At 73.9% G+C, this 25,574-nt stretch carries 20 protein-coding genes and 1 pseudogene; 8 read left to right on the forward strand and 13 right to left on the reverse strand.

The window, feature by feature from the left end; all coding sequences use genetic code 11:
• Positions 1–40: 40 nt before the first annotated feature.
• The 3 genes from AB0B83_RS05715 to AB0B83_RS05725 are packed head-to-tail and all read right to left on the reverse strand — an operon-like array spanning position 41 to position 2,463.
• Positions 41–505 (reverse strand): hypothetical protein, encoded by a 465-nt coding sequence (locus AB0B83_RS05715; RefSeq protein WP_357577177.1) that lies wholly within the window; start codon positions 503–505, stop codon positions 41–43.
• Positions 480–1,118, reverse strand: a complete 639-nt coding sequence (locus AB0B83_RS05720; RefSeq protein ID WP_357577160.1) for a sigma-70 family RNA polymerase sigma factor — start codon at positions 1,116–1,118, stop codon at positions 480–482. Before AB0B83_RS05720 ends, AB0B83_RS05715 begins: the two co-directional genes overlap by 26 nt.
• 34 nt (positions 1,119–1,152) lie before the next feature.
• Positions 1,153–2,463 carry a S8/S53 family peptidase gene (locus AB0B83_RS05725; protein WP_357577161.1) on the reverse strand — a complete coding sequence of 437 codons (1,311 nt, stop codon included), beginning with the start codon at positions 2,461–2,463 and terminating at the stop codon, positions 1,153–1,155.
• A 187-nt stretch (positions 2,464–2,650) separates the two neighbouring features.
• On the opposite strand from AB0B83_RS05725, the gene AB0B83_RS05730 reads away from it, so the two are divergent.
• Complete coding sequence (locus AB0B83_RS05730; protein ID WP_357577162.1) at positions 2,651–5,281, forward strand: CHAT domain-containing tetratricopeptide repeat protein; 2,631 nt, start codon at positions 2,651–2,653, stop codon at positions 5,279–5,281.
• A gap of 395 nt (positions 5,282–5,676) precedes the next feature.
• Complete coding sequence (locus tag AB0B83_RS05735) at positions 5,677–7,704, forward strand: hypothetical protein (protein ID WP_357577163.1); 2,028 nt, start codon at positions 5,677–5,679, stop codon at positions 7,702–7,704.
• Between the two features lie 179 nt (positions 7,705–7,883).
• Here AB0B83_RS05735 and AB0B83_RS05740 read toward each other — a convergent pair whose 3' ends face one another.
• A complete protein-coding gene (locus tag AB0B83_RS05740) occupies positions 7,884–9,284 on the reverse strand; it encodes an endo-1,4-beta-xylanase (RefSeq protein WP_357577164.1) in 1,401 nt (466 codons plus the stop codon).
• A 289-nt stretch (positions 9,285–9,573) separates the two neighbouring features.
• Positions 9,574–10,422, reverse strand: coding sequence for an ATP-grasp domain-containing protein (locus tag AB0B83_RS05745; RefSeq protein WP_357577165.1), 849 nt, complete (start codon positions 10,420–10,422; stop codon positions 9,574–9,576).
• A 170-nt stretch (positions 10,423–10,592) separates the two neighbouring features.
• Between AB0B83_RS05745 and AB0B83_RS05750 the strand changes: the two genes are divergently transcribed.
• From AB0B83_RS05750 to AB0B83_RS05760, 3 genes are all read left to right on the forward strand, one after another.
• Positions 10,593–10,880 carry a DUF1905 domain-containing protein gene (locus AB0B83_RS05750; RefSeq protein WP_357577166.1) on the forward strand — a complete coding sequence of 96 codons (288 nt, stop codon included), beginning with the start codon at positions 10,593–10,595 and terminating at the stop codon, positions 10,878–10,880.
• Between the two features lie 91 nt (positions 10,881–10,971).
• Positions 10,972–12,837 carry a hypothetical protein gene (locus AB0B83_RS05755; RefSeq protein ID WP_357577167.1) on the forward strand — a complete coding sequence of 622 codons (1,866 nt, stop codon included), beginning with the start codon at positions 10,972–10,974 and terminating at the stop codon, positions 12,835–12,837.
• A gap of 302 nt (positions 12,838–13,139) precedes the next feature.
• Positions 13,140–15,008 (forward strand): adenylyl cyclase, encoded by a 1,869-nt coding sequence (locus AB0B83_RS05760; protein ID WP_357577178.1) that lies wholly within the window; start codon positions 13,140–13,142, stop codon positions 15,006–15,008.
• A 57-nt stretch (positions 15,009–15,065) separates the two neighbouring features.
• On the opposite strand, the gene AB0B83_RS05765 is transcribed toward AB0B83_RS05760, so the two are convergent.
• The 7 genes from AB0B83_RS05765 to AB0B83_RS05795 all read right to left on the reverse strand — a co-directional run bounded on the left by AB0B83_RS05765 (position 15,066) and on the right by AB0B83_RS05795 (position 22,227).
• The gene (locus tag AB0B83_RS05765) at positions 15,066–15,425 is read right to left on the reverse strand and encodes a hypothetical protein (RefSeq protein ID WP_311412262.1); all 360 of its coding nucleotides are present in this window, start codon (positions 15,423–15,425) and stop codon (positions 15,066–15,068) included.
• Between the two features lie 369 nt (positions 15,426–15,794).
• A complete protein-coding gene (locus AB0B83_RS05770) occupies positions 15,795–15,884 on the reverse strand; it encodes a potassium-transporting ATPase subunit F (RefSeq protein ID WP_357577168.1) in 90 nt (29 codons plus the stop codon).
• 401 nt (positions 15,885–16,285) lie between these two features.
• Positions 16,286–17,422, reverse strand: a complete 1,137-nt coding sequence (locus tag AB0B83_RS05775) for a CoA transferase (protein ID WP_357577169.1) — start codon at positions 17,420–17,422, stop codon at positions 16,286–16,288.
• A 182-nt stretch (positions 17,423–17,604) separates the two neighbouring features.
• Positions 17,605–19,203 (reverse strand): beta-1,3-glucanase family protein, encoded by a 1,599-nt coding sequence (locus AB0B83_RS05780; protein WP_357577170.1) that lies wholly within the window; start codon positions 19,201–19,203, stop codon positions 17,605–17,607.
• A 246-nt stretch (positions 19,204–19,449) separates the two neighbouring features.
• Positions 19,450–20,439 (reverse strand): LacI family DNA-binding transcriptional regulator, encoded by a 990-nt coding sequence (locus tag AB0B83_RS05785; RefSeq protein WP_357577171.1) that lies wholly within the window; start codon positions 20,437–20,439, stop codon positions 19,450–19,452.
• Positions 20,440–20,697: 258 nt separating this feature from the next.
• Positions 20,698–21,459, reverse strand: coding sequence for an NAD-dependent deacylase (locus AB0B83_RS05790; protein ID WP_357577172.1), 762 nt, complete (start codon positions 21,457–21,459; stop codon positions 20,698–20,700).
• Positions 21,460–21,603: 144 nt separating this feature from the next.
• The gene (locus tag AB0B83_RS05795; RefSeq protein WP_357577179.1) at positions 21,604–22,227 is read right to left on the reverse strand and encodes an alpha/beta fold hydrolase; all 624 of its coding nucleotides are present in this window, start codon (positions 22,225–22,227) and stop codon (positions 21,604–21,606) included.
• A gap of 433 nt (positions 22,228–22,660) precedes the next feature.
• On the opposite strand from AB0B83_RS05795, the gene AB0B83_RS05800 reads away from it, so the two are divergent.
• Positions 22,661–23,383 (forward strand): DUF899 domain-containing protein, encoded by a 723-nt coding sequence (locus AB0B83_RS05800; RefSeq protein ID WP_357577173.1) that lies wholly within the window; start codon positions 22,661–22,663, stop codon positions 23,381–23,383.
• A gap of 27 nt (positions 23,384–23,410) precedes the next feature.
• Here AB0B83_RS05800 and AB0B83_RS05805 read toward each other — a convergent pair whose 3' ends face one another.
• Complete coding sequence (locus AB0B83_RS05805; RefSeq protein ID WP_357577180.1) at positions 23,411–24,079, reverse strand: M23 family metallopeptidase; 669 nt, start codon at positions 24,077–24,079, stop codon at positions 23,411–23,413.
• Positions 24,080–24,330: 251 nt separating this feature from the next.
• On the opposite strand from AB0B83_RS05805, the pseudogene AB0B83_RS05810 reads away from it, so the two are divergent.
• Positions 24,331–24,708 (forward strand): annotated as a pseudogene (locus AB0B83_RS05810) (low temperature requirement protein A); the annotation flags it as partial.
• A gap of 103 nt (positions 24,709–24,811) precedes the next feature.
• Entirely contained in the window at positions 24,812–25,483 is a 672-nt protein-coding gene (locus AB0B83_RS05815; RefSeq protein ID WP_357577181.1) for a low temperature requirement protein A, read from the forward strand.
• Positions 25,484–25,574 lie beyond the last annotated feature (91 nt).

Consider the following 25,574-nt stretch of genomic DNA (forward strand, 5'->3'; position numbering starts at 1 on the left):
CCGGGCGGTCCCGCCTCGCCCGGGCCCGCCCGGTGTCCGCTCAGCGCAGCGTGACCCAGGCGGTCGCCACCGCGTACCCGGCGGTGCGGGCGCAGAACTGGACCGGACCGGCGGGCGGCACCCCCATCGAGAAGTAGCCGACCGCGTCCACCGGCACCTCCTCGTACGGGCCGACGGCGGTCCGGGCGGCGACCCGCCCGCCCCGGGCCGGTGAGAGCTGCCCGACGATGCCGGTCGGGGTCAGTTCGATCTCGACCACCACCGCACCGGTGCGGAACGTCAGCGTGCGGGCCGAGCCGGCGGAGCGGGTGGGACCGGCCGGTTCCGGATCGCAGACCGAGTCGAAGGTCAGCTCGGCGAGGGCCAGCTCGGCGTCGACGGTCCGCCAGCTGAACGCGGCGAGGGCTGCGGCCAGGAACTCCTCCGGCACCGGGCCGGAGTCCCGCAGGGCGGCCCTCAACTCGGCCAGCAGGGCGTCGTCAGCGGCTGGTGGCCACGGCTCCATCCCGGTCACCTCCGCTCCCCTCGTCACCCGGGCGCGCCCTGAGGAAAGGGGCGAGTGCCGGACAGTTCCGCAGCTTGTGCAGGCACCGGGCCTGGCTCGGACCGACGCTACCCACCGGCATGCCCAACCGCGCGCCGATCTCGCGGTAGCTGACCGGCGGATCGGCCAGCAGCAGGGCCAGCAGGTCCCGGCAGCGCGGCGGCAACTGCGCGAACGCCTCCCGCAGCGCCTGCTGCCGCTCGGCGCGCAACAGGTCCTCGTCCGGGGTGACCGGGTCCACCAGCAGATGGGCGCCGACGTGCCGGTCGACCGAGTCGTCGTACGGGTCGAACGGCTGGGTCCGCCGGCCGAGGCGAAGCAGCCGGTAACACTCGCGTCGGGTGGTGGTGACCAGCCAGGCGGGCAGGGCGTTGGACTCCCGCAGCCGTCCCAGGTGCTCCACGGCGCGGAGCCAGACGGTCTGGTTCACGTCCGCCGCGTCGACCTGGTCGAGTCCGTGCGACCGGATCACCGAGAGCACCAGCGGGGTGTAGCGGCGCACCAGCTCGCCCCACGCCCGCTCGTCACCGCAGGAGGCGGCGGCGACCAGCCCGACGGTGCTGCGCTCACTCACCGGTACGACGCCCCGCGCGCCGGTGCCGACGAGCTCACGCGACGAGTACGCCGTAGTCGGGATGCCAGCGGGGGCCGGCGACCAGCGCGGCTCGGGCCGCCTCCGCGCCGAGCCCGGCGCTGGTCATCAGCGCGGCCAGCCGGCCGGCGACGTGGCCGGTGGCGAACGAGGTGCCGGTCCAGGCCGCGAAGCCGTCGAAGTACCGGATCGGCTGGCCCGGCAATTGGAGCCGGCCCCTGACGTAGGTGCTGGTTCGGTCCCCCAGGGCACAGGCGTCCACCCACGACCCGTAGCTGCTGTACGACGCCGGCACCGGGCCGGTGGCGCCGGCACTCACCGCGCCCACCGCCAGGACCCGGTCCAGGGCGGCCGGCCAGGCCCGCCGGCTGGTGCCGGCATTGCCCGCCGACGCCACCACCGCCCGGCCGGGCAGCCCGGCCAGGGCGTTGACCAGCGGCAGCGGAGGCTGATCGTCCTGGGTGAAGTAGCCCAACGAGAGGTTGACGACCGACACCTGCGGGCCGAGCCGACCGAGGGCGGCGACGAGCATCTCCTCGTCGCCGACGCCGGTGGCGTTCAGCGCGGCCTCGGGATCGAGACGTACGCCCGGCGCGGCCTGCCGGACCACTCCGGCGACGAACGTGCCGTGGCCGCCCTGGAGTGCGAGCACGTCAGCGCCGACGTAGAGGGCGTCCTCGTCGTCGACCTCGGGAAGATAGCTGCCGGCCAACCACTGCGGATGGCGGGAACCGGCCAGCCGCCAGATGCCGGTGTCGCAGATCCCCACCGTCACCCCCGCCCCCTCACCCGCGCGCGCCGGATCCGGTGTAGGCAGGGCAGCGGCCACCCGGGGCGGACCGCCCGGGTTGCCCATGATGTTGCCGAAGCCGAGCAGGGCGTGGTGCGGCTGGACCAGGGGCACCGGCTGCCCGGGCCACTGCTGCGGGTCGCGGAGCCTGGTCACGACCGACGGGATGTCGGTCTCGGTGGCGAAGAGGAGTCGGGCGACCCCGCCGAAGCCGACGCCCTCGGTGACCGGGTGGCCGTAGCTGCGCAGCCGACCCACGACCCGCTGCACGTCCGGGTGGGCCACCAGCAACTGCCGGGGCCGGTAGAGGAACTCCCGGCCCGCGACGGCGTGGCGGCGCAGGTCGGGGTCGGCGGCCAGGGCCTCCAGGAAGACCCGCTGGTAGGTCTCGTCGGGCGACTCGCCGGCGGCGGCCGGGGCGCCGCGCCCGACGAGACCGAGCGGCGCCGCTGCGGCGACCAGGGTGGACCAGGCCATGACCTGCCGGCGGGACAGCCCGGCGGGCGGGCGCGACGCGAAGGAGTCGTCAGACGGCACCGGTCCTCCAGGCGGTCGAAGATGCGTGGTCGGCGGCGGGCCGGGCAGCTACGGAAGCGCTCTCCGAGGCACCGGACGATTATTTCAAAGGATAGTCGAGTGTCAATTGATCGTCGGCCAGGCGACTGATGTCCGATCCGCCTCGAGGCGATTGACCGGGGAGCGCGACTGCGGGATTCTTCTTGGCATGGCCGACAGCACCGTTCCCGGTGCCGTCCAGGCCCAGGCCGCGCTCGACGCCGTCCAGCGCTACCCCCGCGAGGCCATCGCGATCGCCCGCCAGGTCCTCGCCGCCGGTCACCCCGACGCCGACGAGCGGTCCACCGCCGAACGCGCCATCGGGCTGGCCCTGCGGGAACTCAACGACCTGCCGGGCGCCCTGCGGCACCTGCGCCGGGCGGTGCGGGTCACCGACTCGCCCCGGGCACGGGCACTGGCCCGGATGAGCCTCGGGTACGTCCTGGCCAACGCCGGGCGCACCGGCGCGGCGCTTCGCGCGGTGACCCTGGCACTGCCCCGGCTGACCGGTGCCGACGCCGGCCGGGCCCGGATGCAGCGGGGCGTCGTGCTGCACTACCGGGGACGGTTCGACGAGGCGGTCCGGGACTACGGCATCGCGGTGGAGATCGCCCAGCGCGAGGGCGACCTGCTGCTGGAGGCGCGGGCGCGCAACAACCGTGGGCTGCTCAACGCCCACCGGGGCACCAGCCGGGACGCCGACGACGACCTGTTCCGCTCCGCCGCCATCTTCAGCCGGCTCGGGCTCGACCTGGCCGCCGCCGACGCCCGCTGGAACATCGGCATCGCCGCCGGCCAGCGCGGCGACGTCGCGGGCGCGCTGCGCAGCTTCGCCACCGTCGGCGACGAGTACCGCCGGTTGTCGGTGCCCCGGCCGGCGCTGCTGTTGGACCGCTTCGAACTGCTGCTCTCCGTACCCCTTGTCGACGAGGCGGTCGAGGTCGCCACGTCCGCCGTGACGGAGTTGCGGCGGCGTGGCATGGCCTCGGATCTCGCCGAGGCGCTGCTGGCGCGGGCCCGGGCGGCGCTGCTCGCGGGTGACCTGGACACCGCCGCGGCCGCCGCCGCCTCGTCCCGGGCCCGGTTCCGCCGCCAGGGGCGCCGCATCTGGGCCGCCTTCGCCCGGCACGTCGAACTGCGCGCCGAGTTCGCCCGGGGCACCCGGTCGACGGCCCTGCTCAAAGCCATGGTGCGCACCGCCGGGCAGCTCGACGCCACCGGCTGGCCCTCGCCGGCACTGACCACCCGGATCGAGGCCGCCCGGCTGGCCGAGGCCATGGGCCGGCCCGCCCTGGCGGCCGAGCTGCTGGCGGTGGCGGCCCGCGCGCACCGCCGGGGCACCGCGCCCCACCGGGCCCAGGGCTGGTACGCGCTCGCGCTGCGGCGCCGGCTCGACGGGGACCTGCGCGGGGCGGCCCGGGCCCTGCGCCGGGGGCTGGGGGTGCTCGACGGCCACCGGGCCTCCCTGGGCGCCACCGAGCTACGCGCACACAGCGGGGCGTACGGGCACGAACTCGCCGCCGAGGGACTGGACATCGCCGTCCGCACCGGCACGCCCGCCCAGGTGCTGGCCTGGGCGGAACGCTGGCGGGCCAACGCCCTGCGGATGCGCGCGGTGCAGCCGCCGCAGGACCCCGAGCTGGCCGCCGCCCTGGCCGAGCTGCGGATGGTCAGTACCGCCCTGGAGGACGCGCTGCTCGCCGGGCACCCCGGGTACGCGCTGCGGCGCAGCCAGGGCCGACTCGAGCAGCGCATCCGCGAACTGGCCCGGGGCGCGCACGGCGGGGCCCGGGGCGCGGACGGCGGCGACCTGGTGGCACCGCCGACGGTTGCCGCCCTCGCCGCCGCGCTCGGTGACGCCGTGCTGCTGGAGCTGGTGGCGCACGGGCCACGGCTGCGCGCGGTGCTGGTCCGCGACGGCCGGACCAGCCTGCACGACCTCGGCCCGCTCGACGAGGCGCTGGGCCGGGCCCGCCTGCACCGGTTCGGCCTGCGCCGGCTGGTCACCACCGGCGACTCGGCCAGCGCCCGGGCCGGGGTCGAGTTCGCCACCACCGCGCTGGACCAACAGCTCTTCGACCCGGTACGCCGGCTGCTGCGCGACCGGCCACTGGTGATCGTCCCGATCGCCGCGCTGCACGCCGTGCCCTGGTCGGGCCTGCCGACCTGCGCCGGCCGGCCGGTGACGGTGGCCCCCTCGGCGACGGTCTGGTTGCGCGCCGTCGGGCGGATCGTCCCGGCCGGCCCGCCGGTGCTGGTGGCCGGGCCCCGGCTGCCCGCCGCCGAGACCGAGGTACGTCAGCTGGGCGCGGCCCTGCCCGGCTCCCGCCCCCTCACCGGCTGCGCCGCCACCGCCGACGCGGTCACCGACGCGCTGAACGGGGCCGGGCTGGCGCACATCGCCGCGCACGGCGCCTTCCGCGCCGACAACCCGCTCTTCTCCACCCTCGAACTGGCCGACGGGCCGTTGACCGCGTACGAGTTGGAGCGGCTGACCCGCCCACCGGGCTGCGTGGTGCTCTCCGCCTGCGACTCCGGCCTCTCCGGCGTCCGGCCGGGCGACGAGGTGATGGGCTTCACCGCCGTGCTGCTGGCCCTGGGCACCCGCAGCCTGATCGCCACCGTGTTGCCGGTGCCGGCCGACCTGACCACCGCGCTGATGCTGGACCTGCACCGGCGGATGCGTGCCGGTGCTCCGCCGGCGGTGGCGCTCGCCGAGGCCCAGCGTGCGTTCGGCACCGCCGGTGGTGGTGCCGCCCATGCCACCGCCGCCGCCTTCGTCTGCTTCGGCGCCGGCTGACCGGCAGGGCGGTCCGCCCGATGCTCCGCTCCTCGGTGCCGGGGACCCGCCGCTAGTGTCGGTCGCCGCCCCTGCCACGCTTCCCGGTCCCGAAGTAGATCATGCAGGGAAGCAGTGCGGTCGAGCCGATGAACAGGCTGGTGTCCAGGGGAAGCTTCCCCGTCACCCACATGAGCGGTGAGAGCGCCCTGGTCTCGTCGCCGTACAGCAGCGGGTCGGCGGGTCGGCGCGTAGCCGCCGACGACCGGCGTCCGATCGGGACCGTGCCGCACCGCCCCCTCTCGACCGTCGGCGGCACCGCACCGCAATCTCGACCTGTACCTGAATATCAGCGGGCCGGTCCGCGACTCTGGTGGGGTCGGCGCCCATCGCGGACGGGCACGTAGGCTGCGCGCGTGCTCGAAGGTCTTGACGCTGTTGCCTGGGACGAGCTGTCACATGCCTACGGCAGCGGGCTCGACACACCGGAACTGCTGCGGAAGGCTGGCTCCGAGGACGGCGAGGTCGCCTCGGCGGCGATCGCCGACCTGCACGGCAGCATCTTCCATCAGGGCACGGTCTACCCGGCCACGGTGGCCGCGGTGCCGTTCCTCGCGGAGCTTGCCGCCGGGGCCACGAGCTGCCGATCCGACCTCGCCTGGATGCTGGGCATGCTGGCCGACGACCGGCACGCCTACGGCGCCGCCTTCACACGGGTACGGGCGGCCGTCACCGGCCAACTGGAGCTTCTCGTGGCCCTGCTCGACGACGCCGACCCACAGGTCCGCGAGGCCGCGGCCTACGCCGCGACGAAGGCGGGGGTGGGTGCCGAGCCGTTGTGGCGGCGGTGGGCGGTGGAGGAGCATCCGGCGGCGCGGGCGGCGCTGGCGCTCGCGTTGGGCGAGGTGGATTCCGCTGGCGCGGAAACGGTGCTGGGTGACGCGGCGCTGCACGGTGACCCGCGGGTCAGGGTGGCCGCCGCGCTGGCGTTGCTCCGTGCGCACCTGGACTGGCCGGCGGGCACGATCCCCGCCCTGGTGGCCGCGATCGACGACGACGCAGGCGTCACCTGGGCCTGGAGTCGCGGAGGTGAGTGGTCGGAGGAGATCGTGGTCGCGCCGTCCGCCCCGGTGGCGGTCGCGGTCGTCGAGCACCTGCTGCGCTCCACCGAGCCGGGAACCCGTACGTCCGGGCTCTGGGCGTTGAGCAGGCGCTGCGATGCCCGGCGCGCGGCGCCGCCGGCGTTCGTACCACTAGTGGCGCCGCTGCTCGACGACCCGGATCCTGACGTTCGTGACGGGGTCATCGACGTGCTGCGCCAAGCGGGTGCGGCCGCGGGGCAGTTCGCCGATGTGCTGGCCGAGGTCGCTGGCGGCTTTCCCGACTCCGCCGGAGAACCGGGCTTCACCGTCGAGTACCGGGCGGTCGAGACGTTGCAGCGGCTCGGCGATCCGCGCTGGGTCGAGCCGGTGTGTGCGGCAGCCGCCAGGGGCCACCAATTCCGGTTCACCCCCGGCGCGGTCCGCTGCACACCGGAGGTCCTGGCCGCTGTCCGGGGCCGACTGGTCAGCCATCCGGCGTACGCCGAGGTGCTGGCGGGGCTGGTCGGGCACTGGGGTGCGGACGCCACCGCGCTCGTGCCGGACCTGCTCGCCGCCATGCCGCACGCCGGTCCGCAGGTCGCTGGGGCGCTCCTCGTGTCGGGTCACGACGAGCACGCCGCCGTCCCGCACTGGCGGAACCAGGCGGTGCGGACGGGCGACCTGCAAGCGGCCCTGGCCGTCCGGCGGCTGACCGGGGACACCGACGTGGTGCTCGACGCCCTGCACGCCATCCTGACCGGAGACGCACGGGTGCCATGGACCTCCATGTCGGGCGTCGGTGAGCTCGGCGAGGCCCTGGCGCCGCTGCTGCCCGTCGCGTCCGCGCAGCTGACCGGCAGCGCCGACCGGATCCACCCGCAGCGGGAGCGACAGGTCCTGGCGGCGCGGATGGTGGCTGCCGTAACCGGGCCGGCGGGCGTACTGCCGACGGTGGAGGCCGTGCTCGTCGCCGGAGACACCCCCGCGCGTCATGCCGCCGATCTCATCGCCGACCTCGCGTACGCCTCCCCGGCAACGGTCGCCCACCTGGAACCGCAGCTGCGCGACCGTCTGGGCGACCGCTGGAGCAGACTGTCCGCCGCCCGAGCCCTCGCTCGACTCGGCGTACAGACGGCGGAGCTGGTTGAGCCGCTGACCCGCGGAGTCGTCGACTACGGCGGCCGGTTCGCCCTCGCGATCATCCTGGAGCTGCGGGCGGTCGAGACGATCCCCGCCCTGGAGGAACTCCTCGACCGCGACGACCGCTCCGGCGTGGGCAGTTCCGCGGATGACATCGTCTGGGCCGACGAGCTGCTACAGGAACGGATCGAAGACACGCTCGCTCGCCTCCGCGACACGTAGGCCGCACCCTCCCCTGACGTCGAGCGAAGGCGGTGGTGGCGGGCGCCTGGGTGACGACGGCGGAGGGGCGGGATACGCCCGCCCCTCCGTGTCGAACCGCTGCGCCACACGGGGTGGAACAAGAGGTGCGTGCGTCGGCGGCCCGGCGGCGAAGTTTCCCCCGCCGGGCCGCCGACGGGTCAGCTCGCGGTGCAGGTGGGCGTGCCGGTCGGGCCGGTCCCGGTGCCCTGGAAGCCGAACTCCGTGGTGGCTCCGGCGGAGAGTCGGCCGTTGTAGTCGACGTTGCGGAACGTCACGGCACCGCTGGTCCCGGTGGCGCGCGCGCTCCACGTGTTGGTGATCGTCGCGCCGCCCGGCAGCGTGAGGGCGACCGCCCAGCTGTTGATCGCCGCAGCGCCTGCGGTGACCCGTACCGTGGCGACGAAGCCGCCGTTCCACGAGTTCAGCGACACCGTCGCGGCGCAGTCGCCGGACGGCGGCGGGGTGGTGGGCGGCGGGGTGGTCGGGGGCGCCGTGGTGGGCGGCGGAGTGGTGCCGCCGTTGAGGGCGTCGAGGGTGGCGGTGTACGCCGGCTTCTTGTTGCCGCTGCCGTCGAAGAGCAGCGGGGTGCCGCTGGCCCGCCAGGAGTCCGTGTCCCGGATGCCCCACACGGTGATGCCGGTGCAGCGGGCCACGGCGAGGCAGTCGTTGACCACATTGCGGTACGCGGTGGCCTGGCTGGCGCCGGAGCCCTCGATGTCCAGCTCGGTGATCTGCACGTCGACGCCGAGCGCCGCGAAGCTGGACAGCGTGGTGCGGTAGTTGCCCGGGTAGGGCGAGGCGCTGTTGAAGTGCGACTGGAGGCCCACGCAGTCGATCGGCACGCCCCGGGCCTTGAAGTCGCGGACCATGTTGTAGACGGCCTGGGTCTTGGCGTGTGTCCAGTCGTCGGTGTTGTAGTCGTTGTAGCACAGCTTGGCGGTCGGGTCGGCGGCGTGCGCGGCGCGGAACGCCACCTCGATCCAGTCGTTGCCGGTGCGTTGCAGGTTCGAGTCGCGGCGGGCCCCGCTGCCGCCGTCGGCGAACGCCTCGTTCACCACGTCCCAGGAGTCGATCTTGCCGCGGTAGTAGGTGGCGACCTGGGTGACGTGGTTCAGCATTGCGGAACGCAGGGCGGAGCCGCTCATGTTCTGCATCCAGCCGGGCTGCTGGGAGTGCCAGGCCAGCGTGTGCCCCCGCACCTTCATCCCGTTGGCGCGCGCGTGGTTGACGATCCGGTCGGCGTTGCCGAAGGTGAACTGCCCCTGCTGCGGCTCGGTGGCGTCGATCTTCATCTCGTTCTCGGGGGTGACCGAGTTGAACTCCCGGTTGAGGATCCCCACGTACGTGGTGTCGGAGAGCTTGTGGGCGGCGACCGCGGCGCCGAAGTAACGCCCCTTCTCGGCGGCGGACGTCCCCAGGGTCGTGCCGGCGCTGGCGCCGGACGCCACCGCGACCGTCGTGGCGGCGACGGCGAGACCGACCACGACCGACGCCAGCGCGACGCGTGGCCGCCGGCGGGTCACCGGGCGCCCGCTGGCACGGGCGAGCATGTTGTCCATGGCAGAGCCTTTCGATGAGCCGATTGGATGAGAAGGCCGCCTCGGCAACCGCCCGCCACGGTGTGGGGCCGGTGGGGTGGTCGCCCGGAGACCACGCCGCCGTCAGCATCCTCGACACCGTGAGTTGATCGAAGCCCTTCCATCGGACCGTATCGGAACATGTCCGGAACCTCAACGCCCGGTTATCGGATTCTTCCGACGGATGCGCGCCACATCGTCGCCTCGGGCAGGCTCACGCCCTGCCCGCGAGCCGGGCCGACGTCGACCGGAGCACCGGAAGTTTCGGAGGTCAGGATCCGCGACGCAGGACGTCGACCAGAGCGGCCGGGTCGATGGTGGACGGTCGGTCGCTGACCTGCCCGTCACCGAGTTCGACGATCCGCCAGACGCCGTCGGCGCGCAGGGCCAGGTCCACGGTCACGAACGGCAGCCCCAGCGCCGCCACCGAACCGCTCACCGGGCCCGCGTCGAACGCCTCCGGCGGCGTGTCGTGCGGACTGTCGGGATGGGCGCCGACGAGGACGCAGGCGCCGTCGACCCACCACGTGCGGACCTCGGCGGTGCTGAACCGCTCGAACCGGCGCAGCACCAGGCCGCCGACGAGGTCCTCGCCGCGCAGGTCGAGGAAGCGGCTGGCGACCCGCCAGGCGGCATCGCCGTCGTCGAGATCCGGGATGAACGCCGCCTCGTGCCAGTGGTGCTTCATCGACTTGGTGAAGTCGCGCAGCACCGCCGCCCCGCCGCCGAGCGCACGCCTCGCCCGGTCGAATTCGGCACGCTCGGTGCCGACCGTCCACGCCGAGCGTGGCGTCAGCTCGACCAGGTCCGGGTACCAGCCCGGCAGCTCGTGGGCGCGCCGGTACTGCTCGCCGCTCGTACGCAGGCTGACGCCCCGTCGGGCCAACGCGTCCGCGAAGGCGGCGTACCGCTCGCTGCGCAGCATCCAGCCGCGGTAGACCGCGACGCCCTCGGCCGTCACCCGCGACACCGCCCGCGACACGTCCTCACCACGGGCCAACGCGTCGTGGTCGACGACGGCGACCTCGACGCCGGCCTCCCGGGCGGCGCGGGCCTCCGGCGCGAAGTGGGCGTCCGGGTGCCGCGGTCGTAGCGGGTCCGATGGAACGATCAGGAGCACGGGTGCATGCTGCCCCATCGGCGCTGACGACGCGAGTGCCGCCGGGCCGGCGGGCGCGCGGGTCACCGCGAACCCGGGCTCGGTCTCCGGCTGCCCGGCCAGGTCGCCGGCGTCGCCGAGCGGCGCCTCACCCGTCCGAAAGAGTCGGTCCCCGTTCCTATGCTGGGCCGATGGACCTGGAGTTGAGCGGCGAGCTGTGGTTCTGGAGAGGCCCCGCGCCATGGCACTTCGTCACCGTTCCGGAAGAGGGCTGCCAGGAGCTGGCCGCGAGGTCTGCGGGGGTGAGCTACGGCTGGGGCATGATCCCCGTCGCGGCGCGGATCGGGGAAACCCGCTGGAGCACGTCCCTGTTCCCCAAGGACGGACGATACATCGTGCCGGTGAAGGCGGCCGTGCGACGGGCCGAAGGGCTGGCGGTGGGCGACACCGTGAGGATCCGCCTGGTCGTCGACGGGTGAGTGGCCGGCTCCGCTCCCCGACGGATCACGGAGGCGACAAGACGTCGGAGGCGGTCGGTAGCGTGCCGGGGCGCGACGGGGAGGAATGACGGTGGCACTGTTACGGGCTTTCGAGGACCGCGAATACCGGCCGGAGTACGGCACGTTCCTGCTGCGCGAGGCGGACCCGTGGGGTCCGGCGCGGGCGCGGGTCGACGAGCTGCTGCGCGAATACGCGGTGAAGACTCAGCCGTGCGGCTCAATCGCCCGCGCCGGGGACGGCTGGATCGACGGCCGCGCGTCGGACCGCTACCACGAGGTGCGGCTCGAAAGCCACGACGCACCTGCGCCCGAGGACGACGGCTGGGCCGATGTCGTCGAGACGCCCTTCGCCACCGGCGGGACGGTCGGCCTGGCGATGGTGACCGGCGGTTCCCCCCGCGACTCGTTCCGCCTGGGGGAACCGGGCCTCTACCGGTTGCGTTTCTGCCGGCGACCGGCCGACGAGGGCGACAGCTACCTGCTGCGGTTCTGGCCCGTGTCCGCCAGCCCGGAGCCACCTCGGTGGATCGCGCGCAGCAGCCCGCTGCTCAGCGAGGACGACCTCGCCCAGCCGGCCCTGCGCACCCGCGGCGGCGGTCCCTCCGCGCACTTCCGGTACGCCACCTCGGACCTGCTGTCGTTGCTGCTGTGGGCGCGCGAGGGCGCTGCGACCGTCACCATCGACTGGCTCGCCGATCGGCTGCTCAGCACGCCGGACGCCGTCCGGGCGATCCTGCGCCACGCCGTCGGCGACGGGCTGCTCGCCCCCTTCGACAGCACTGACGGGCCGTTGACACTGGTCGTCCAGCCGACCCCGCGCGCGCCCCGGCAACCACCGCCGCAGCCGGTGAGCCGACCGACCGGCCTCGGGCGGCTGCGCGGCACCGTGGCCACCGCTGCGAGCGATGCCGGGCCCGGCCCGCACGCCGGTCCCGGCGGCACCGCACGGCCGCCAGGGGTCAGCGGTCCGACCATGGCGTGGGTCACGACGAGCAGCCGCCTGTCGTCCACCCTGGAGACCCGTCCGCTGGCGCTACCTCCCGGGCCACCGCCCCGCGCCGGATTCGTCGGCTCCGGGGGCGAGCTGGTCGTGTGGCGCGACGACGCCCCGGTGGTGCTGGCGCGCTGGCCGGGGGTCCAGGTGGCGCAGGCCATGCAGAGCCGGCACGGCACCGTGCTGCTCAGCAGCACCCAGACCGCGCTGGTGCGCCCCGACGGCGAGTTCGTCCTGCTCGGCACGAGCATGGGCTGGCGGGCCGTCCTGGACGCGGCCGGCGACCGGCTGGCCGCCGTGGAGTACCACGTCGGTCGACGCTCCCGGCATCGGCTGCACCTCGTCGACCTCGCCGACGGTTCCCGGCAGAGCATGCCGTGGGACGAGGCCGACGCTCTCTCCGCCGTCGGGATCCACGACGGGGCCGTGTACGCCAGCGTCGACGGCGGCGCGGCCTCGGTGCGCTGGACGCCGGGCGAGAAGCCGGAGCCGCTGCCGCACGCGCTGCGCCAGGTCGACCCGTACAGCGGTGTGGCGCTGGCCCGTGACCGGAGCCACCCGGCGCTGCTCATCCGGCCCGACGGCGGTGTCGTTCCGCTGCCCGCGGACCCGGCCGCCGCCCTCGTGCCCGGCGGCCGGCAGTTGTACTCCTGGGTGTACGCGCCGCCGGGCCTGCGTCTGTACGACCCGGCACACCCCGACCGACCCCGGATGCTGCCGCTGCCCGGCGGCAGCGCGACCAGCCCGGTCCCGGGCGGGCCGGTCTGGGAGAGCCCGGAGCACGTGCTCGTCCCGGCCGACCACGGACGCAACGAGTTCGGTCTGCCCCTGGTGCGGCTGCACCTTCGCAGCGGTCTGGTGGAAGGCGTGGCGTTGCCGCCCGAGGCCGGGTACCGACCGGTGCTCGTGCAGCCGCTCCACCGGCCGGCCGGGCACGGCTAACCCGCCACCGGCCTGGCGGCCGCGTCTGGCGGGAGTGGGATCCGTCAGCACGCAGCGGTAGCGCCCGGCGGATCGACAGGGTAGAAACATGCCAACCCTTCTTTCACGCCGTGATGGAAGTCGCGATGGCGAGAGAGCGCTCTCACAAGGGCGTCGTCCCCCGCCGCCGCCCCACGAGGCAGGTCGACGACGACCGCGAGCCGGCCATCGGCGCGCCCACCCGCGCCGTGCCGGAACACCTCCCCACCACGTCGCCGAGCCCGGCACCCGCGCCCGGCCGGCGGAGAGGACGAACGATGAGAATGCAGTCCCCCGACGCGCGACGGCGGCTCCGCCGGACGCTCGCCCTCGGCCTGGTGCTGACGGCCGTCGCCAGCACCACCGGCACGGCCGCAGCGGCCGGACCGGCCCGGCACGGCGCCCCGGACTTCGGGCCCAACGTGACGATCTTCGACCCCGACACACCGGTCGCCGAGATCCAGGCGACCCTCGACGCGGCGCACGCCCGGCAGGTCGACGCCGAGATGGGCTCCGCGCGGCACGCGTACCTCTTCAAGCCCGGCAGCTACGGTACGGACACGCAGCCCCTGCACGTGAAGGTCGGCTACTACACCGAGGTCTCCGGCCTGGGCGCCTCCCCCACCGACGTCACCGTCAACGGCAAGATCGAGACCTACAACCGCTGCCTCGAAGGCGGCGGGACCGGCAACTGCATCGCCCTGGTCAACTTCTGGCGCACCCTGTCCAACCTGTCGCTGTCCGTCAACGCCACCGGCCAGGACGGCTGCCGCTCCTCGGCGAACTTCTGGGCGGTCTCCCAGGCGGTCTCCATGCGCCGCCTCGACATCAGCGGCGGCGGCCTGTCCCTGATGGACTACTGCACCGCCGGCCCGCAGTACGCCAGCGGCGGCTTCATCGCCGACTCCCGGCTGCCCGCCACCACCAACGGCTCCCAGCAGCAGTGGCTGACCCGCAACAGCGAGGTCGAGAGCTGGTCGAACGCGGTGTGGAACCAGGTCTTCGCCGGCACCGTGGGCGCCCCCGACGACGCCGACTTCCCCGACCCGCCGTACACCACGCTGGACACCACGCCCCTCAGCAGGGAGAAGCCGTACCTGTTCATGGACGACCGGGGCCGCTACCAGGTCCGCGTCCCTGCCGTCCGGCGAGACAGCCGGGGCATCTCCTGGGGTGACGGCATGACGCCGGGGCGCACCATCGGCATCCGGGACTTCTTCATCGCCAAGCCGTCCGATCCGGTGCACGTCATCAACAGCCAGCTGGCCCGCGGCAAGCACCTGCTGCTCACCCCCGGCGTGTACGACATCGCCCGCAGCATCGAGGTCCGGCGGCCCGACACCGTGGTGCTCGGCATCGGTCACGCCACGCTCACCGCCGTGCACGGCGCCGTACCGCTGGACGTCGCCGGCGTGCCCGGCGTCGTCGTCGCCGGGGTGACCATCGACGCCGGCCCGGCCGAGTCGCCGGTGCTGCTGCGGGTGGGGCGCGAGCACGGTCGCAACGCCAGCACCCCGCGCAACCCGATCACGCTCTCCGACGTGTACTTCCGCGTCGGCGGGCCGCACATCGGCAGGACGCACACCGCGCTGGAGGTCAACGCCGACCACGTCCTGATCGACCACACCTGGGTGTGGCGCGGGGACCACGGCGTCGAGGGCTTCACCGAGGGCGTCAACGGCGACACCGACCGCTGGCGGACCAACACCGGTCGCTACGGCGCCGTCATCAACGGCGACCACGTGACGGCCACCGGCCTGTTCGTCGAGCACTTCCAGCGGTACAACACGGTCTGGAACGGTGAGCACGGCACGACGATCCTCTACCAGAACGAGCTGCCGTACGACCCGCCGACGCAGGCCGACTGGATGAACGGCGCCGTCGAGGGCTGGGCCGGGTACAAGGTCGGCGACCGGGTGCGGCACCACACGCTGCACGGCGGCGGGGTGTACGTGTTCAACCAGAACAACCCGTCGATCCGCACGGAGAACGGCTTCGAGGTCCCCGTCGCCCCGGGCGTCAGGCTGCACCACGTCATGACCGTGAACCTGAGCGCCGGCACGATCGACCACGTGGTCAACGGAGTGGGCGCGGCGGCCGACACGACGCGGGTGGGCGAGCCCGTCTACGTCACGCGGTATCCCGCCGCGTAACCGCTGCGGGAGTCCGGGTCGGACGGGGCGCGCACCACGCCCCGTCCGACCCGGTCGTCAGCCGGCGCAGTTGTTGTTGCGCGCGGGCTGGGTCAGCTTCTCCTGGGTGCCGAACTTCGCGTAGACCCGCAGGTAACACGGCAGCTCGACGTCGCCGTAGTAGCTCTGCACCTCGTTGGCGTAGTGCGTGGTGCCGCTCTGCGCGACCTGCCAGCCGCCGGCGTCGCCCGACTGGATCTCCCAGTAGACGTCGCCGGAGCAGCCCTGCAGGCCCTGCGACCAGGCGATGATGTTGGCCCCGTTGTAGATCTCGGACTGCACGAGCGTGCAGCTCGCCGCCTGCGCCGGGCTCGCGCCGGCGAGCAGCCCCACGGTCAGCATCGCTCCGGCTCCGACCGCCGACATCAACTTACGCATGCTCGATCTCCTCCACGATGGACGGCAGGTGTCCACCGGAGGGTATCCCGGTCCGGAGATTAGCTCCACAGCCATCGTCGATATTGGCGAAAAGTTTTACCGGCTTCCTCCGGCAGCCGCCGGCCGCCCCGCGACGGCCTCGCCGGCACGCCGCCTCCGCTCCGCCGCTTACATTTAACAAAGTTAATTGGTAGCCTCCCGCCATCGACGAGGAGGAATGCCATGCGACTTCGACGTACGATGCCCGCGCTGCTGGCCGGCGCGTTCCGGCGACCACCCGGTGCAGGTGGTCGCCGAACGGGCGGTGGACGACGACCAGGGCCGCCACCAGGGACAGGACGAAGAGTGCGCCGGCTGTCGTGGCGGACATCAGAAGCGCTCCGGGAACAGCAGCGCGACCACCATGAACACACCCAGGCCCAGCGCCAGCCCCAGGCCGACGGCATCGACGACGTTCACAGCTTCTCCACGCCCCTCACCACGAGGGCGAGTGCGGCGAACAGCCCCACCGCCACCAGGACGAACACCACGTCGGACACACTGACTCCTCTGCCGGAACCGCTCGTCACGACCGCCTTCCGGCCGTGCCGGGCAATCGAAACTCCGGGCCCGCGCGAGGGACAGGGGTCATCACGCGATCATGACGGCGGCGGCGCGTTTCTTGACGCGTTCTTCACGCGGCCGGGTTGCGGCGGTGACGCTGCTCGCCGACGCCCCCTCCGCCGGAACACGCGGACGGGACGCGGCAGCCGGGCGGGGTCCGACAGCCGGCCGGACGGGGACGGGCGTCAGCCAGGCGGGCGTCAGCCAGGCGAGTGGACGTCAGCCGGGCGTGCAGGCGTGAAGCGCTCGGGCGGGCGTCAGCCGGCCAGCCAGTTCCGGATCTCGTCGCCGTGCTCGTCGAGGCCCGGCGGCGGCAGGTCGTAGCGCGCCGGGGTGGCGCTCAGGCCGATCGGGTGGCGGATGCCGGGCACGCCGCCGGTGGTGACGACCGGGTCCAGCCCCAGTTCCCGCGCCAGGTCGACGCCCCCGGCGACCGTGTTGATCGGGGCGCACGGCACGCCCGCCGCGCGCAGGTCCCGGAACCACTCGTCGCGGCTGCGCAGGACCAGTCGCGCGACCAGGAGGGGCCGCAGGGCCTCCCGGTTGACCGTGCGGTCCTGGTTGCGCCCGAACCGGGGGTCGTCGGGCAGTTCGGGCAGGCCGAGGACCTGGCACAGCTTGCGGAACTGGCCGTCGTTGCCGGCGATGACGACGAGGTCGCCGTCGGCGGTGGGCAGCGGCTCGTACGGGAACAGGCTCGGGTGCCCGTTGCCCATCCGGAACGGCGTCGCGCCGCCGGCGACGTGGCCGCTGGTCTGGTTGACCAGGCCGGACAGCGCGGAGGAGAGCAGGTCCACCTCGACGTGCTGGCCGGTGCCGCAGCGGTCGCGGTGGTGCAGCGCGGCGAGGACGCCGACGGCGGCGTGCAGGCCCGCGATCACGTCGAACACGGCGACCCCGGCCTTGTAGGGCGGACCGTCCGGCTCGCCGGTGAGGCTCATCAGGCCGGACGCGGCCTGGACCACGAGGTCGTAGCCGGGCAGGTTGGCGCCGGCGCCGGCGCCGAACCCGCTGATCGAGGCGTAGACGATCCGCTCGTTGACGGCGGCGACGCTGTCGTAGTCGAGGCCGAAGCGCCGCAGTCCGCCGGGCCGGAAGTTCTGGATCATGACGTCGGCGCGGCGGGCCAGTTCCCGGGCGACGGCCAGGTCGTCGGCGTCGGCGAGGTCGAGGGCGATGGACCGCTTGTTGCGGTTGACGCCGAGGTAGTAGGTGGAGGTGCCCTCCCGCACGGGCGGCAGCCAGGTCCGGGTGTCGTCCCCGCCGGGCCCCTCGACCTTGACCACCTCGGCGCCGAGGTCGGCGAGGAGCATGGTCGCGTACGGTCCGGCGAGGATCCGGGAGAAGTCGGCCACGAGGATGCCGCTGAGCGGCCCGGACCCTTGCTCCCCCATCGCCGCTCCCCTTCCCGTCGACGCCACCGCCGGCGCGGCGGCGTCGTGGCACCTGCCGGGTGCCGACGTCCGGCGCTCCGACGGCAGGACCACGATGGCACAGCGGGCGCGACGGACGTCGGTCGCCCCGACGGTCCGGGCCGGGACGGATGGCGACGGGTCGCCGCCATCCGCCGGGCGGGTCAGCCCTTGCGCCACTTCTGGTTGGCGGTGCCCGCGCAGTCCCAGAGCTGGAGCTTCGCGCCGTCGGCGCTGTTCCAGTCCCGGATGTCGACGCACCTGCCGGCCTGGATGTTGACCAGGTCACCGGCCGCGGTCAGGGTGAACCGTTGCGCGCCCGTGCCGTTGCACGTGTAGAGCTGGACGACCGCGCCGTTGCCGGTCGCGCCGTTGTCGACGTCCATGCACTTGTCGTTCTGGCTGCGCAGGGTGTCGCCGGTGAACGTCCACTTCTGCGCGGCGGTGCCGTTGCAGTTCCACATCTGCAACTGCGCCCGATCGACGAAGTTCGAGCTCGGCACGTCGATGCACTTGTTGTTCCAGTTGCTCAGCACGGGCACCCCGGTGCCGGGGTTCCCAGGTCCGCCGCTCCCGGCGCCGAACGGGCTCAGGACGATTCCGGCCGCGCGGGGGTCGCCGTCGTGGACCAGGGACTCGAACGCGCCGACGTCGTCGAAGGCGAAGGCGTACGCCCTGCCGTCGGTCATGTTGGCGTGGATGACGCGGGCGTAGTGGTTCGTCGGGTTGTTGCGGTAGAACTGGGCGGCGTCGGTGCTGGGCTGGGTGTCGATGGTGCCGAGCGTGCCCCGGTTCAGCGCGGCGCAGAGCGTCCGGGAGATCGGGCCGACGACCGGGTCGTTGGGTGCGGGCAGGTCCCCGTCGCAGCCCCAGACGCTCGCCGAGGAGGGCCGGTTGAAGGAGGCGACCACCTGACCGGCGCTGTTGGTGAAGGTCATGACGTTGCCCGAGGTCCGGCCGAAGTAGCGGGTGTTCGGCTGGTCGGCGAACGGCACCACGGTCAGCGTCCTGGTCGTGTACGCGTTCCAGGCCGACGCGATGTAGGAGTCCAGGTAGGTGGCGCTGAACAGGCCTGCGCCGGCCGCCTTGCCGGGCGCGAGAACCCGCAACACGGTCCCGTCGGATCGGGTGTGGACCGTGTTGGCCCAGCCCGGCTGGGACCGGACGCCCTCGATGATCGCGTTGCGGCCCCCGGCGACGACGTCGCCGGTGCGCTTGGTGACGCCGGTGGCACCGGTCACCGTGACCGCGTGCGGCACCGCGAACATGTCGACCTGTGAGCTGTTGAGCCACAGTCCGGCGTCGTTGTAGGTGAACTCGCTCCAGTCGAACAGGATGTCGCGGTTGGCGTCGCCGGCCGCCCACGGGGCGGGTTGCACGAGGCCGTCCGGGGTGAGGAAGAACTTGAGCTTCTCCCCGAAGGAGAAGTAGACGCGGCCGGAGAACCCGCGCGGGAACCGGATGGTCGTGCTGCCGCCGTTTCCGGGCCCCGGGATCGACGCGTCCGGCGCGGGCGACGGCGGGAGCTGCCCGCCCGACCACGGAACGAAGGTGCCGCCCTGGTTGACGTAGCCGAGGCGGCCGCTGGAGAGCTGCACGCCGATCACGTACAGGTGGACGGCCTCGCCCCGGCCGGTGCTGTTGGTGACCGTGACGGGCAGCAGCGCGGGGCCGACGGCGTGGGCGGGGGCTGCGGCGAGGGTCACCGGGACGGCGGCGACCAGCGCGGACACGGCGGCGAGCAGCCTTCTTCGAAGTTTCACGAAAGGTCCTCCTCGGGGTGGTGGGCGGCCTGAGAGAGCGCTCTCTCAGCGTCGGTCCGAGGCGGCTCTCCTGTCAATAGACACTGGCCGATGCAGCCCCCGCACGCCGGCTCGCGGACCGCCTGCTCCCGGTGGCAGGTGTCGGACGCGCGGTCGGGGCGCCGCGGAAGAGCGTCGAGCCGTCGTGGCGCTCGACGTACAGGGCGACGTCGCGGCGGCCCAGGTGGTGATGGATCTCCGGCGGGATCAGCGCCGTGGCGGGGCGGCGACGCTGCGACGGGAGACCAGGGAGGGCGCGACCGTCTGCCGCAGCGGGCCGGCGACGTCGGATTCCATCTGCGCCAGCAGCAGGTCCAGGCTCGCCCGGGCGACCGCGGCGAAGTCGGGCCGCACGGTGGTCAGCGGCGGGATGAAGTACGCCGCCTCCGGCACGTCGTCGAAGCCCACCAGGCTGATGTCGTCAGGCACCCGCCGGCCGTGCTCGTGCAGCGCCCGCAGCACACCGAGCGCCAGGTGGTCGTTGGCGGTGAAGACCGCGGTGACCTCGGGCATCCGGGCCAACATCTGTCCGCACCGGTACCCCGCTGCCGCCGACCAGTCCGCCGGCAGCACCGGCGGCAGCTCGGCGCCCGCCGCCTGCAACGTCTCCCGCCACCCCTCGATCCGGCCGGCGCTGTCGAACCAGTCCGGCGGGCCGGAGACATGCCAGACCGTCCGGTGCCCGGCGTCGAGAAGGTGCTGCGTGGCGGCCCGGGCACCGGCGACCTGGTCGACCGTGACCAGGGGCACCGGGCGGCTCGGGTCGCCGTCGACGGTGACCAGCGGAACGTCCTTGGGGAGCCGTTCGAGGGCCTCCCCCGCCGACTCGACAGGCGCGATCACCACGATGCCGGCGACCCGGTGCGCGAGGTGCCGCTCCACCGCCGCCGAGATGGACTGGTCGTCGAGGTCGCTCACGCTGCCGACGCTGACCGCGAACCCCGCCTCGGCCGCCGCCTGGTCCAGGGCCGCCAGCAGCGAGGCCGGGCCGTAGAGGGTGGTGTTCTGCGCGACCACCCCGATCACCTGGGACCGGCCGGTGACCAGCGCCCGCGCCGCGCGGTTGGGCCGGTAGCCGAGTTCGGCGATGGCCGCCTGGACCCGCAGCCGGGTCTGCTCGCGTACGTTCGGGTGCCCGTTGAGGACCCGGGACACCGTCTGGTGCGAGACGCCTGCGAGGCGAGCCACGTCCGTCATCGCAGGACCGCGCACAGCCACCTCACCTCTCCCGCCCCGTCCGGCGACTGCGCCACGTCCGACCTCGACGGAGCGCCTCCGTGACACAGCAACACCCTCGCCGCCGCCAGCCGGCGCGTGTCGGTTGGCCGGTGCTGGACCGCCGACAGTCTACGTCAGCGGTACCGCCGGCCCTGGTGCGGCTGAACCGGCGACCGGGGCGCAGGCCCGCGACACGGGCCCGGGCCGGCGTCCCGCACCGGATGCGCCCGCGCGCCGTCACGCCGGGTCGGCACCCCAGGCGGCGTGCACGAGAGCGGGAAGCACCTGGGCGGCCGGACCGCGCAGGTTCACGTCGGACACGGCGTCCAGGGGCGTCTCCTGCGGGTTGACCTGCAGCACGGTGGCGCCGAAGCGGGCAGCCACCTGGGGGATCTCGGCGGCGGGATACACCAGGCCCGAGGTGCCCACGGTCACCAGCAGATCGCAGGTGGACGCCGCCTCCACGGCGGCCTGCAACGCGGCGGTCGGCAACGCCTCACCGAACCACACCACCCCGGGCCGGACGGGGCCCGCGCAGCGCGCGCACCGGGGCGGAGGCCCGCGTCGGCCGTCGTCCGGTTCCTCGGCAGCATCGTCCGGCGTCGGCGCCGGATGGGAGCAGGCCGAGCAGCGCGGCGCGAAGAGGCTGCCGTGCAGGTGGATCGGCGCGACCGAGCCGGCGCGCTCGTGCAGGTCGTCGACGTTCTGCGTGACGACCACCGCGCCGGGCAGGCGTGCCTCGATCGCGGCCACGGCCACGTGACCGGCGTTCGGGCGGGCCCGCCGCACGGTGGCGCGTCGCCACTCGTACCAGCCCCAGACCAGCGCGGGATCCTCGCGGAACGCCTCCGGCGTGGCAAGCCGCTGCGCGTCGAAGCTGCGCCACAGGCCGGTGAGGGCGTCGCGGAAGGTCGGCACCCCGCTCTCCGCGGAGACGCCCGCGCCGGTGAAGATCACGATGCGGCGCGCCTGCGCCAACAGCGCTGCGGCCTCCCGCATCGACCGCTCCCCCATCACGCCTGCCCCCTTCGACCCGGACCCGTCGGGCAAGACTAGTGCGGTCTCCGTGCCGGTCCGGCGGGGCAGCGCCGGACCGCTCGCCGGCTGCGGGCCTCGGCGGGCGGACGCCACAGGTCGGGCGGTTCAGTGCCGGGCGCGGGCGGCGAGGAAGCCGTCGACCGCGGCCAGGAACTCCGCCGGCCGGCTGGCGTGCACGTCGTGCCCGGCCGGGATCGTGACGAGGGTGGCGTCTGGCATCCGGTCGACCATCTCCGCGAGCAGCTGCTGCGGGATGGGGCTGTCCGGGCCGCCGCCGACCACCAGGGTCGGCACGTGGACGGCGTCGGTACGGTCCCACCAGGCCGGGTCGGGGTCGTTGAGCTGGGCGCGGATGGCGTTGACGGCGGCGAAGTCGAACGGCGTGGGCGCGTCCGGCGGGGGCAGGGGCGGCCGTTCGAGAGCGCCCGGTCGGGGTGCTGCCACGTCCTCCAGGATCAGGTGGGTGAGTCGGTGCGGGGCGGCCTCGGCGAGCAGGATCGCCACGGCCCCACCCATAGAGTGGCCGATCACCACGCACCGCTCGACCCCCACCGCGTCGAGGAACCCGATGAGGTCGTCGCGCATCGACTCGAGCGAGTACCGGCCGGGGTGGTCGCTGCGGCCGTGGCCGCGCAGGTCCAGCGCGTACACCCGGTGCCTGGCGGCGAGCGCGGCCAGGACGCCGTGCCAGTCGCGTTCGTCCTCGCCGAGGCCGTGCAGCAGCACCATGGGTGGGTCGGTCGAGTCGCCGGCGACGCGATAGGCCAGGGCCACTCCGTCGACCGTGACGGCCCGCAAGGCCCCGATGTTCGACTCGTCCACGCGCCACACCGTATCGCCGGGGCCGGCGAGCCGTCGCCCCCGACCGCCGGAGGGCCGGGTGCGGGCGGCTCCCCGTCGTCGAGCCTCGGCGACGAATGCGACACGCGGCCTTATTCGATAGTGCGCACTTCACCGGCTCACGCCGGCGCCGTTTCCCGGCATGCGGACCGGTCGGCATCGATGGCGAACCGGCCGACCTGCGCAATTGCGCCACCGGTGGGAGCGAATCGCCGGAACGGTCACCGAAATGGGAATCCCACGACACGGGGCGAAGGCTGGTGTGATTGCGTACGGCCCGACAAGAATGGGCCAGGCGCTCCAGCGGAAAGGCGTGTCGTCCATGATTGAAACGAAGGTCGTGTCCCGGGACGAGTGGGTCGACGCCCGCAAGGAACTGCTCGACCGCGAAAAGGAGATCACCCGCCTGCGGGACAGGGTCACCGCGCTCCGGCGCCAACTGCCGGCAGTCGCCGTCGAGAAGGACTACTCCTTCACCGGCCCCGCCGGCGCCGTCCGGCTGGCGGACATGTTCGAGGGACGACGACAGTTGATCGTCTACCATTTCATGTTCGACCCGGAATGGGCCGAGGGATGCACGAGCTGCTCGCTGCTGGTCGACAACTTCGGGCACCTCACGCACCTGCACGCCAGTGACACGACGCTCGCCGTGGTCTCCCGCGCGCCGTTCACGACCCTCGCGGCATTCAAGAGCCGGATGGGCTGGCGCTTTCCCTGGTACTCCTCGCACGGCAGCGACTTCAACTACGACTTCCACGTCACCATGGACCCGGCCGTCGCGCCGGTGGAATACAACTACAAGGACGCCGAGACCCTGGCGGCCCAGGGCCTCACCCACCATTTGCAGGGCGAGGCCCACGGCCTGAGCGTCTTCGTCCGCGACGGCGACCGGATCCTGCACACCTACTCCGTCTACGGCCGCGGCCTCGACCCGCTGCTGAACACGTACAACTACCTCGACCTCACGCCGCTGGGCCGGCAGCGCTACGTCAACGAATTCCCCCACCACGACACCTACGACACGGACGCGGCCGGCAGCCACTGACCACCCGCCGCCGACCGGCGGCGTCGGTCATCCGGGCACGCAGTTGTTGCTCTTGCGCCTGACCGTGTACTCGGTGTCGTCGTGGGTGATGCCCGACGGCACCCCGTCGAAGTGCGCCTCGACCTTCTCCCAGCCCCGGCGCTGCTCGTAGTGCAGGTGCGGCGCCCCGGAGTTGCCGGTGCTGCCGACCCGCCCGATCTGCTCGCCCTGGGCGACCCGCTGACCGACCCGGACCAGGGGCGGTTCGAGCAGGTGCAGGTACTGCGTCTCCCACTTGCCGCCGTGGTCGATCTTCACCCAGTAGCCGCCGCCGCGGCCACGCGGCCCGTCCGGGTCCTCGGGCGTACGGCCGCCGAGCGATCCGTTGATCCCCGCCACGGTGACCTCCCCCGCGTAGGACGCGAGCACCGGCCGCCCCCACGCCCTGCCCTCGGTCGGGAACAGGTCCACGTCGTAGTCGTCGTGACCGGGATAGGTGCCCAGTTGCCACGTCTCCCCGCACGCGACGGGAAGCTGGAACAGCGGTCGCGGCCCCGCCGGCCGCACCAGCGGCACCACCACCGCGACGACGAGGACGGCGACGGCGAGGACCACCGCGACCGCGCCGGAGACGAGCACGATCCGGGTGCGGCGGCTGCGGACGCGGCGGTGGGTGCGGGGGGTGGTGGGGCGACCGGTCGTCACCGGCCCGAGCATGGCAGACGCCGGCAAGGCGCCCGTCCCCGGGCAGCCGGCGGCAGCCGCAGGCCCTCCGACGGTACGGCGGACCCGCGCGGCGGTCGACGACCTGCACGCCCGGCGGCTCCCCGGACGCACCGGGCGCGCTTCGGCGATCCCGCGTGGCGCCCGCCCGCCGGTTGGGAGAGTGGGCGGGTGGCGATGAGCGCGTCGGGGCCGGGCGGATCCGCGCCGCGGTGTCCGGGCGGATCCAGCCCGGCCCGGGCGCGGTGACACGCCTGGAACTGTTCCTCGACCTGGTCTTCGTCTACGCGTTCATCCAGATCACCGTCCTGGTGACCCGCCAGCCGTCCCCGGCGGGGCTGGCCCAGGGACTCGGTGTCCTGGCCCTGCTCTGGTGGTCCTGGTGCCTGTACGCCTGGCTGGAGAGCGTGGCCCTCCGCGACACCACCCTGCTGCGGGCGGCGGTGCTGGCGGCGGCCGCGTTGACCTTCGTGCTCGGCGTCGCCATCCCGCAGGCGTTCAGCCGCGTTCCCGGTGGGCTTTCCGGCCCACTGATCGTGGTGGCCTGCTATGTGGCGCTGCGGGTGCTGCACCTCGCCATGCTCTTCCGGGTCTCGAGGGGCGATCCGGTGCTGCGTGCCCAGGCGGCCCGGGCCGCCGTACCCACCGCGGCGGCGCTGGCGCTGCTGGTGGGGGCGACGCTGGCCTTTCCCCCCGATCGGCCGGCCCATCCCGCCGGTCAGCGCGGTGTGCTGGACGGCCGCGGTGGTGGTGGACCTGGCGGGCGGCTACCTGACCGGCGCCCGCGACCAGGGGATCCGCTCGATCGAGCAGTGGCCGCACCGGTACAACCTCGTCGTGCTCGTCGCCCTCGGGGAGGGGTTCATCTCCACCGGCGTCGCGCTGGCCGACACGCCGATCTCAGCGGCGTCCCTGGTCACCGTCGCGTTGATCGTCACCCTGCTCGCCGCCCTGTGGTGGACGTACGTCGGCACCGACCGCGTCCTCGACCGGCGAATGTCGCAGGTGTCGACCGGCCCGCGCGGCGCGGCCCTGGCCCGGGACGCCTACACCTACCTGCACCTGCTGACGGTCGCCGGTCTGATCCTGGTCGCCCTCGGCCTGACGACGGCGCTGGCCCAGGCGGCCCAGCGGCCGGGCGCGCCGCTGGCGTCGCTGGGACACGCCGCCCTGCACGGCGGCGTGCTCGTCTTCCTCGCCGCCGACCAGCTGATCTGGCGACGCGCGACGGGCCGGTTCTGCCGGCGACGGATGCTCGGGCTGCTGGTGGTGGCGCTCGCGGCTCCGGCGACCGCCGCGCTGCCCAGCCTCGCGTCGCTGGTGCTGCTCGCGGCGGTCGGCGTTGCGATCGCCACCACCACCCCGCTGCGCGCCGTCGCACCGCCCGCCGGCCGTTGACCGGACCCGTCGGCGCGGGCCGCCCCGGCGCGAACCGGCCACGTCGGGCCACCACCGCCGGCCGCCCGGTGGGCCGGCGCACCGATGGACC

It is taken from the genome of Micromonospora sp. NPDC049060 (assembly GCF_040649055.1).
Classification (GTDB): Bacteria; Actinomycetota; Actinomycetes; order Mycobacteriales; family Micromonosporaceae; genus Micromonospora; species Micromonospora reichwaldensis.

What these genes read in the sequence shown, in the direction of transcription:
- AB0B83_RS05765 (WP_311412262.1), bottom strand. Translation starts at nt 15,425, where the DNA reads ATGCGTAAGTTGATGTCGGCGGTCGGAGCCGGAGCGATGCTGACCGTG.
- AB0B83_RS05805 (WP_357577180.1), bottom strand. Translation starts at nt 24,079, where the DNA reads ATGCTCGGGCCGGTGACGACCGGTCGCCCCACCACCCCCCGCACCCAC.
- AB0B83_RS05800 (WP_357577173.1), top strand. Translation starts at nt 22,661, where the DNA reads ATGATTGAAACGAAGGTCGTGTCCCGGGACGAGTGGGTCGACGCCCGC.
- AB0B83_RS05790 (WP_357577172.1), bottom strand. Translation starts at nt 21,459, where the DNA reads ATGCGGGAGGCCGCAGCGCTGTTGGCGCAGGCGCGCCGCATCGTGATC.
- AB0B83_RS05785 (WP_357577171.1), bottom strand. Translation starts at nt 20,439, where the DNA reads ATGACGGACGTGGCTCGCCTCGCAGGCGTCTCGCACCAGACGGTGTCC.
- AB0B83_RS05730 (WP_357577162.1), top strand. Translation starts at nt 2,651, where the DNA reads ATGGCCGACAGCACCGTTCCCGGTGCCGTCCAGGCCCAGGCCGCGCTC.
- AB0B83_RS05715 (WP_357577177.1), bottom strand. Translation starts at nt 505, where the DNA reads ATGGAGCCGTGGCCACCAGCCGCTGACGACGCCCTGCTGGCCGAGTTG.
- AB0B83_RS05795 (WP_357577179.1), bottom strand. Translation starts at nt 22,227, where the DNA reads ATGGTGCTGCTGCACGGCCTCGGCGAGGACGAACGCGACTGGCACGGC.
- AB0B83_RS05760 (WP_357577178.1), top strand. Translation starts at nt 13,140, where the DNA reads ATGCAGTCCCCCGACGCGCGACGGCGGCTCCGCCGGACGCTCGCCCTC.
- AB0B83_RS05775 (WP_357577169.1), bottom strand. Translation starts at nt 17,422, where the DNA reads ATGGGGGAGCAAGGGTCCGGGCCGCTCAGCGGCATCCTCGTGGCCGAC.
- AB0B83_RS05750 (WP_357577166.1), top strand. Translation starts at nt 10,593, where the DNA reads ATGGACCTGGAGTTGAGCGGCGAGCTGTGGTTCTGGAGAGGCCCCGCG.
- AB0B83_RS05740 (WP_357577164.1), bottom strand. Translation starts at nt 9,284, where the DNA reads ATGGACAACATGCTCGCCCGTGCCAGCGGGCGCCCGGTGACCCGCCGG.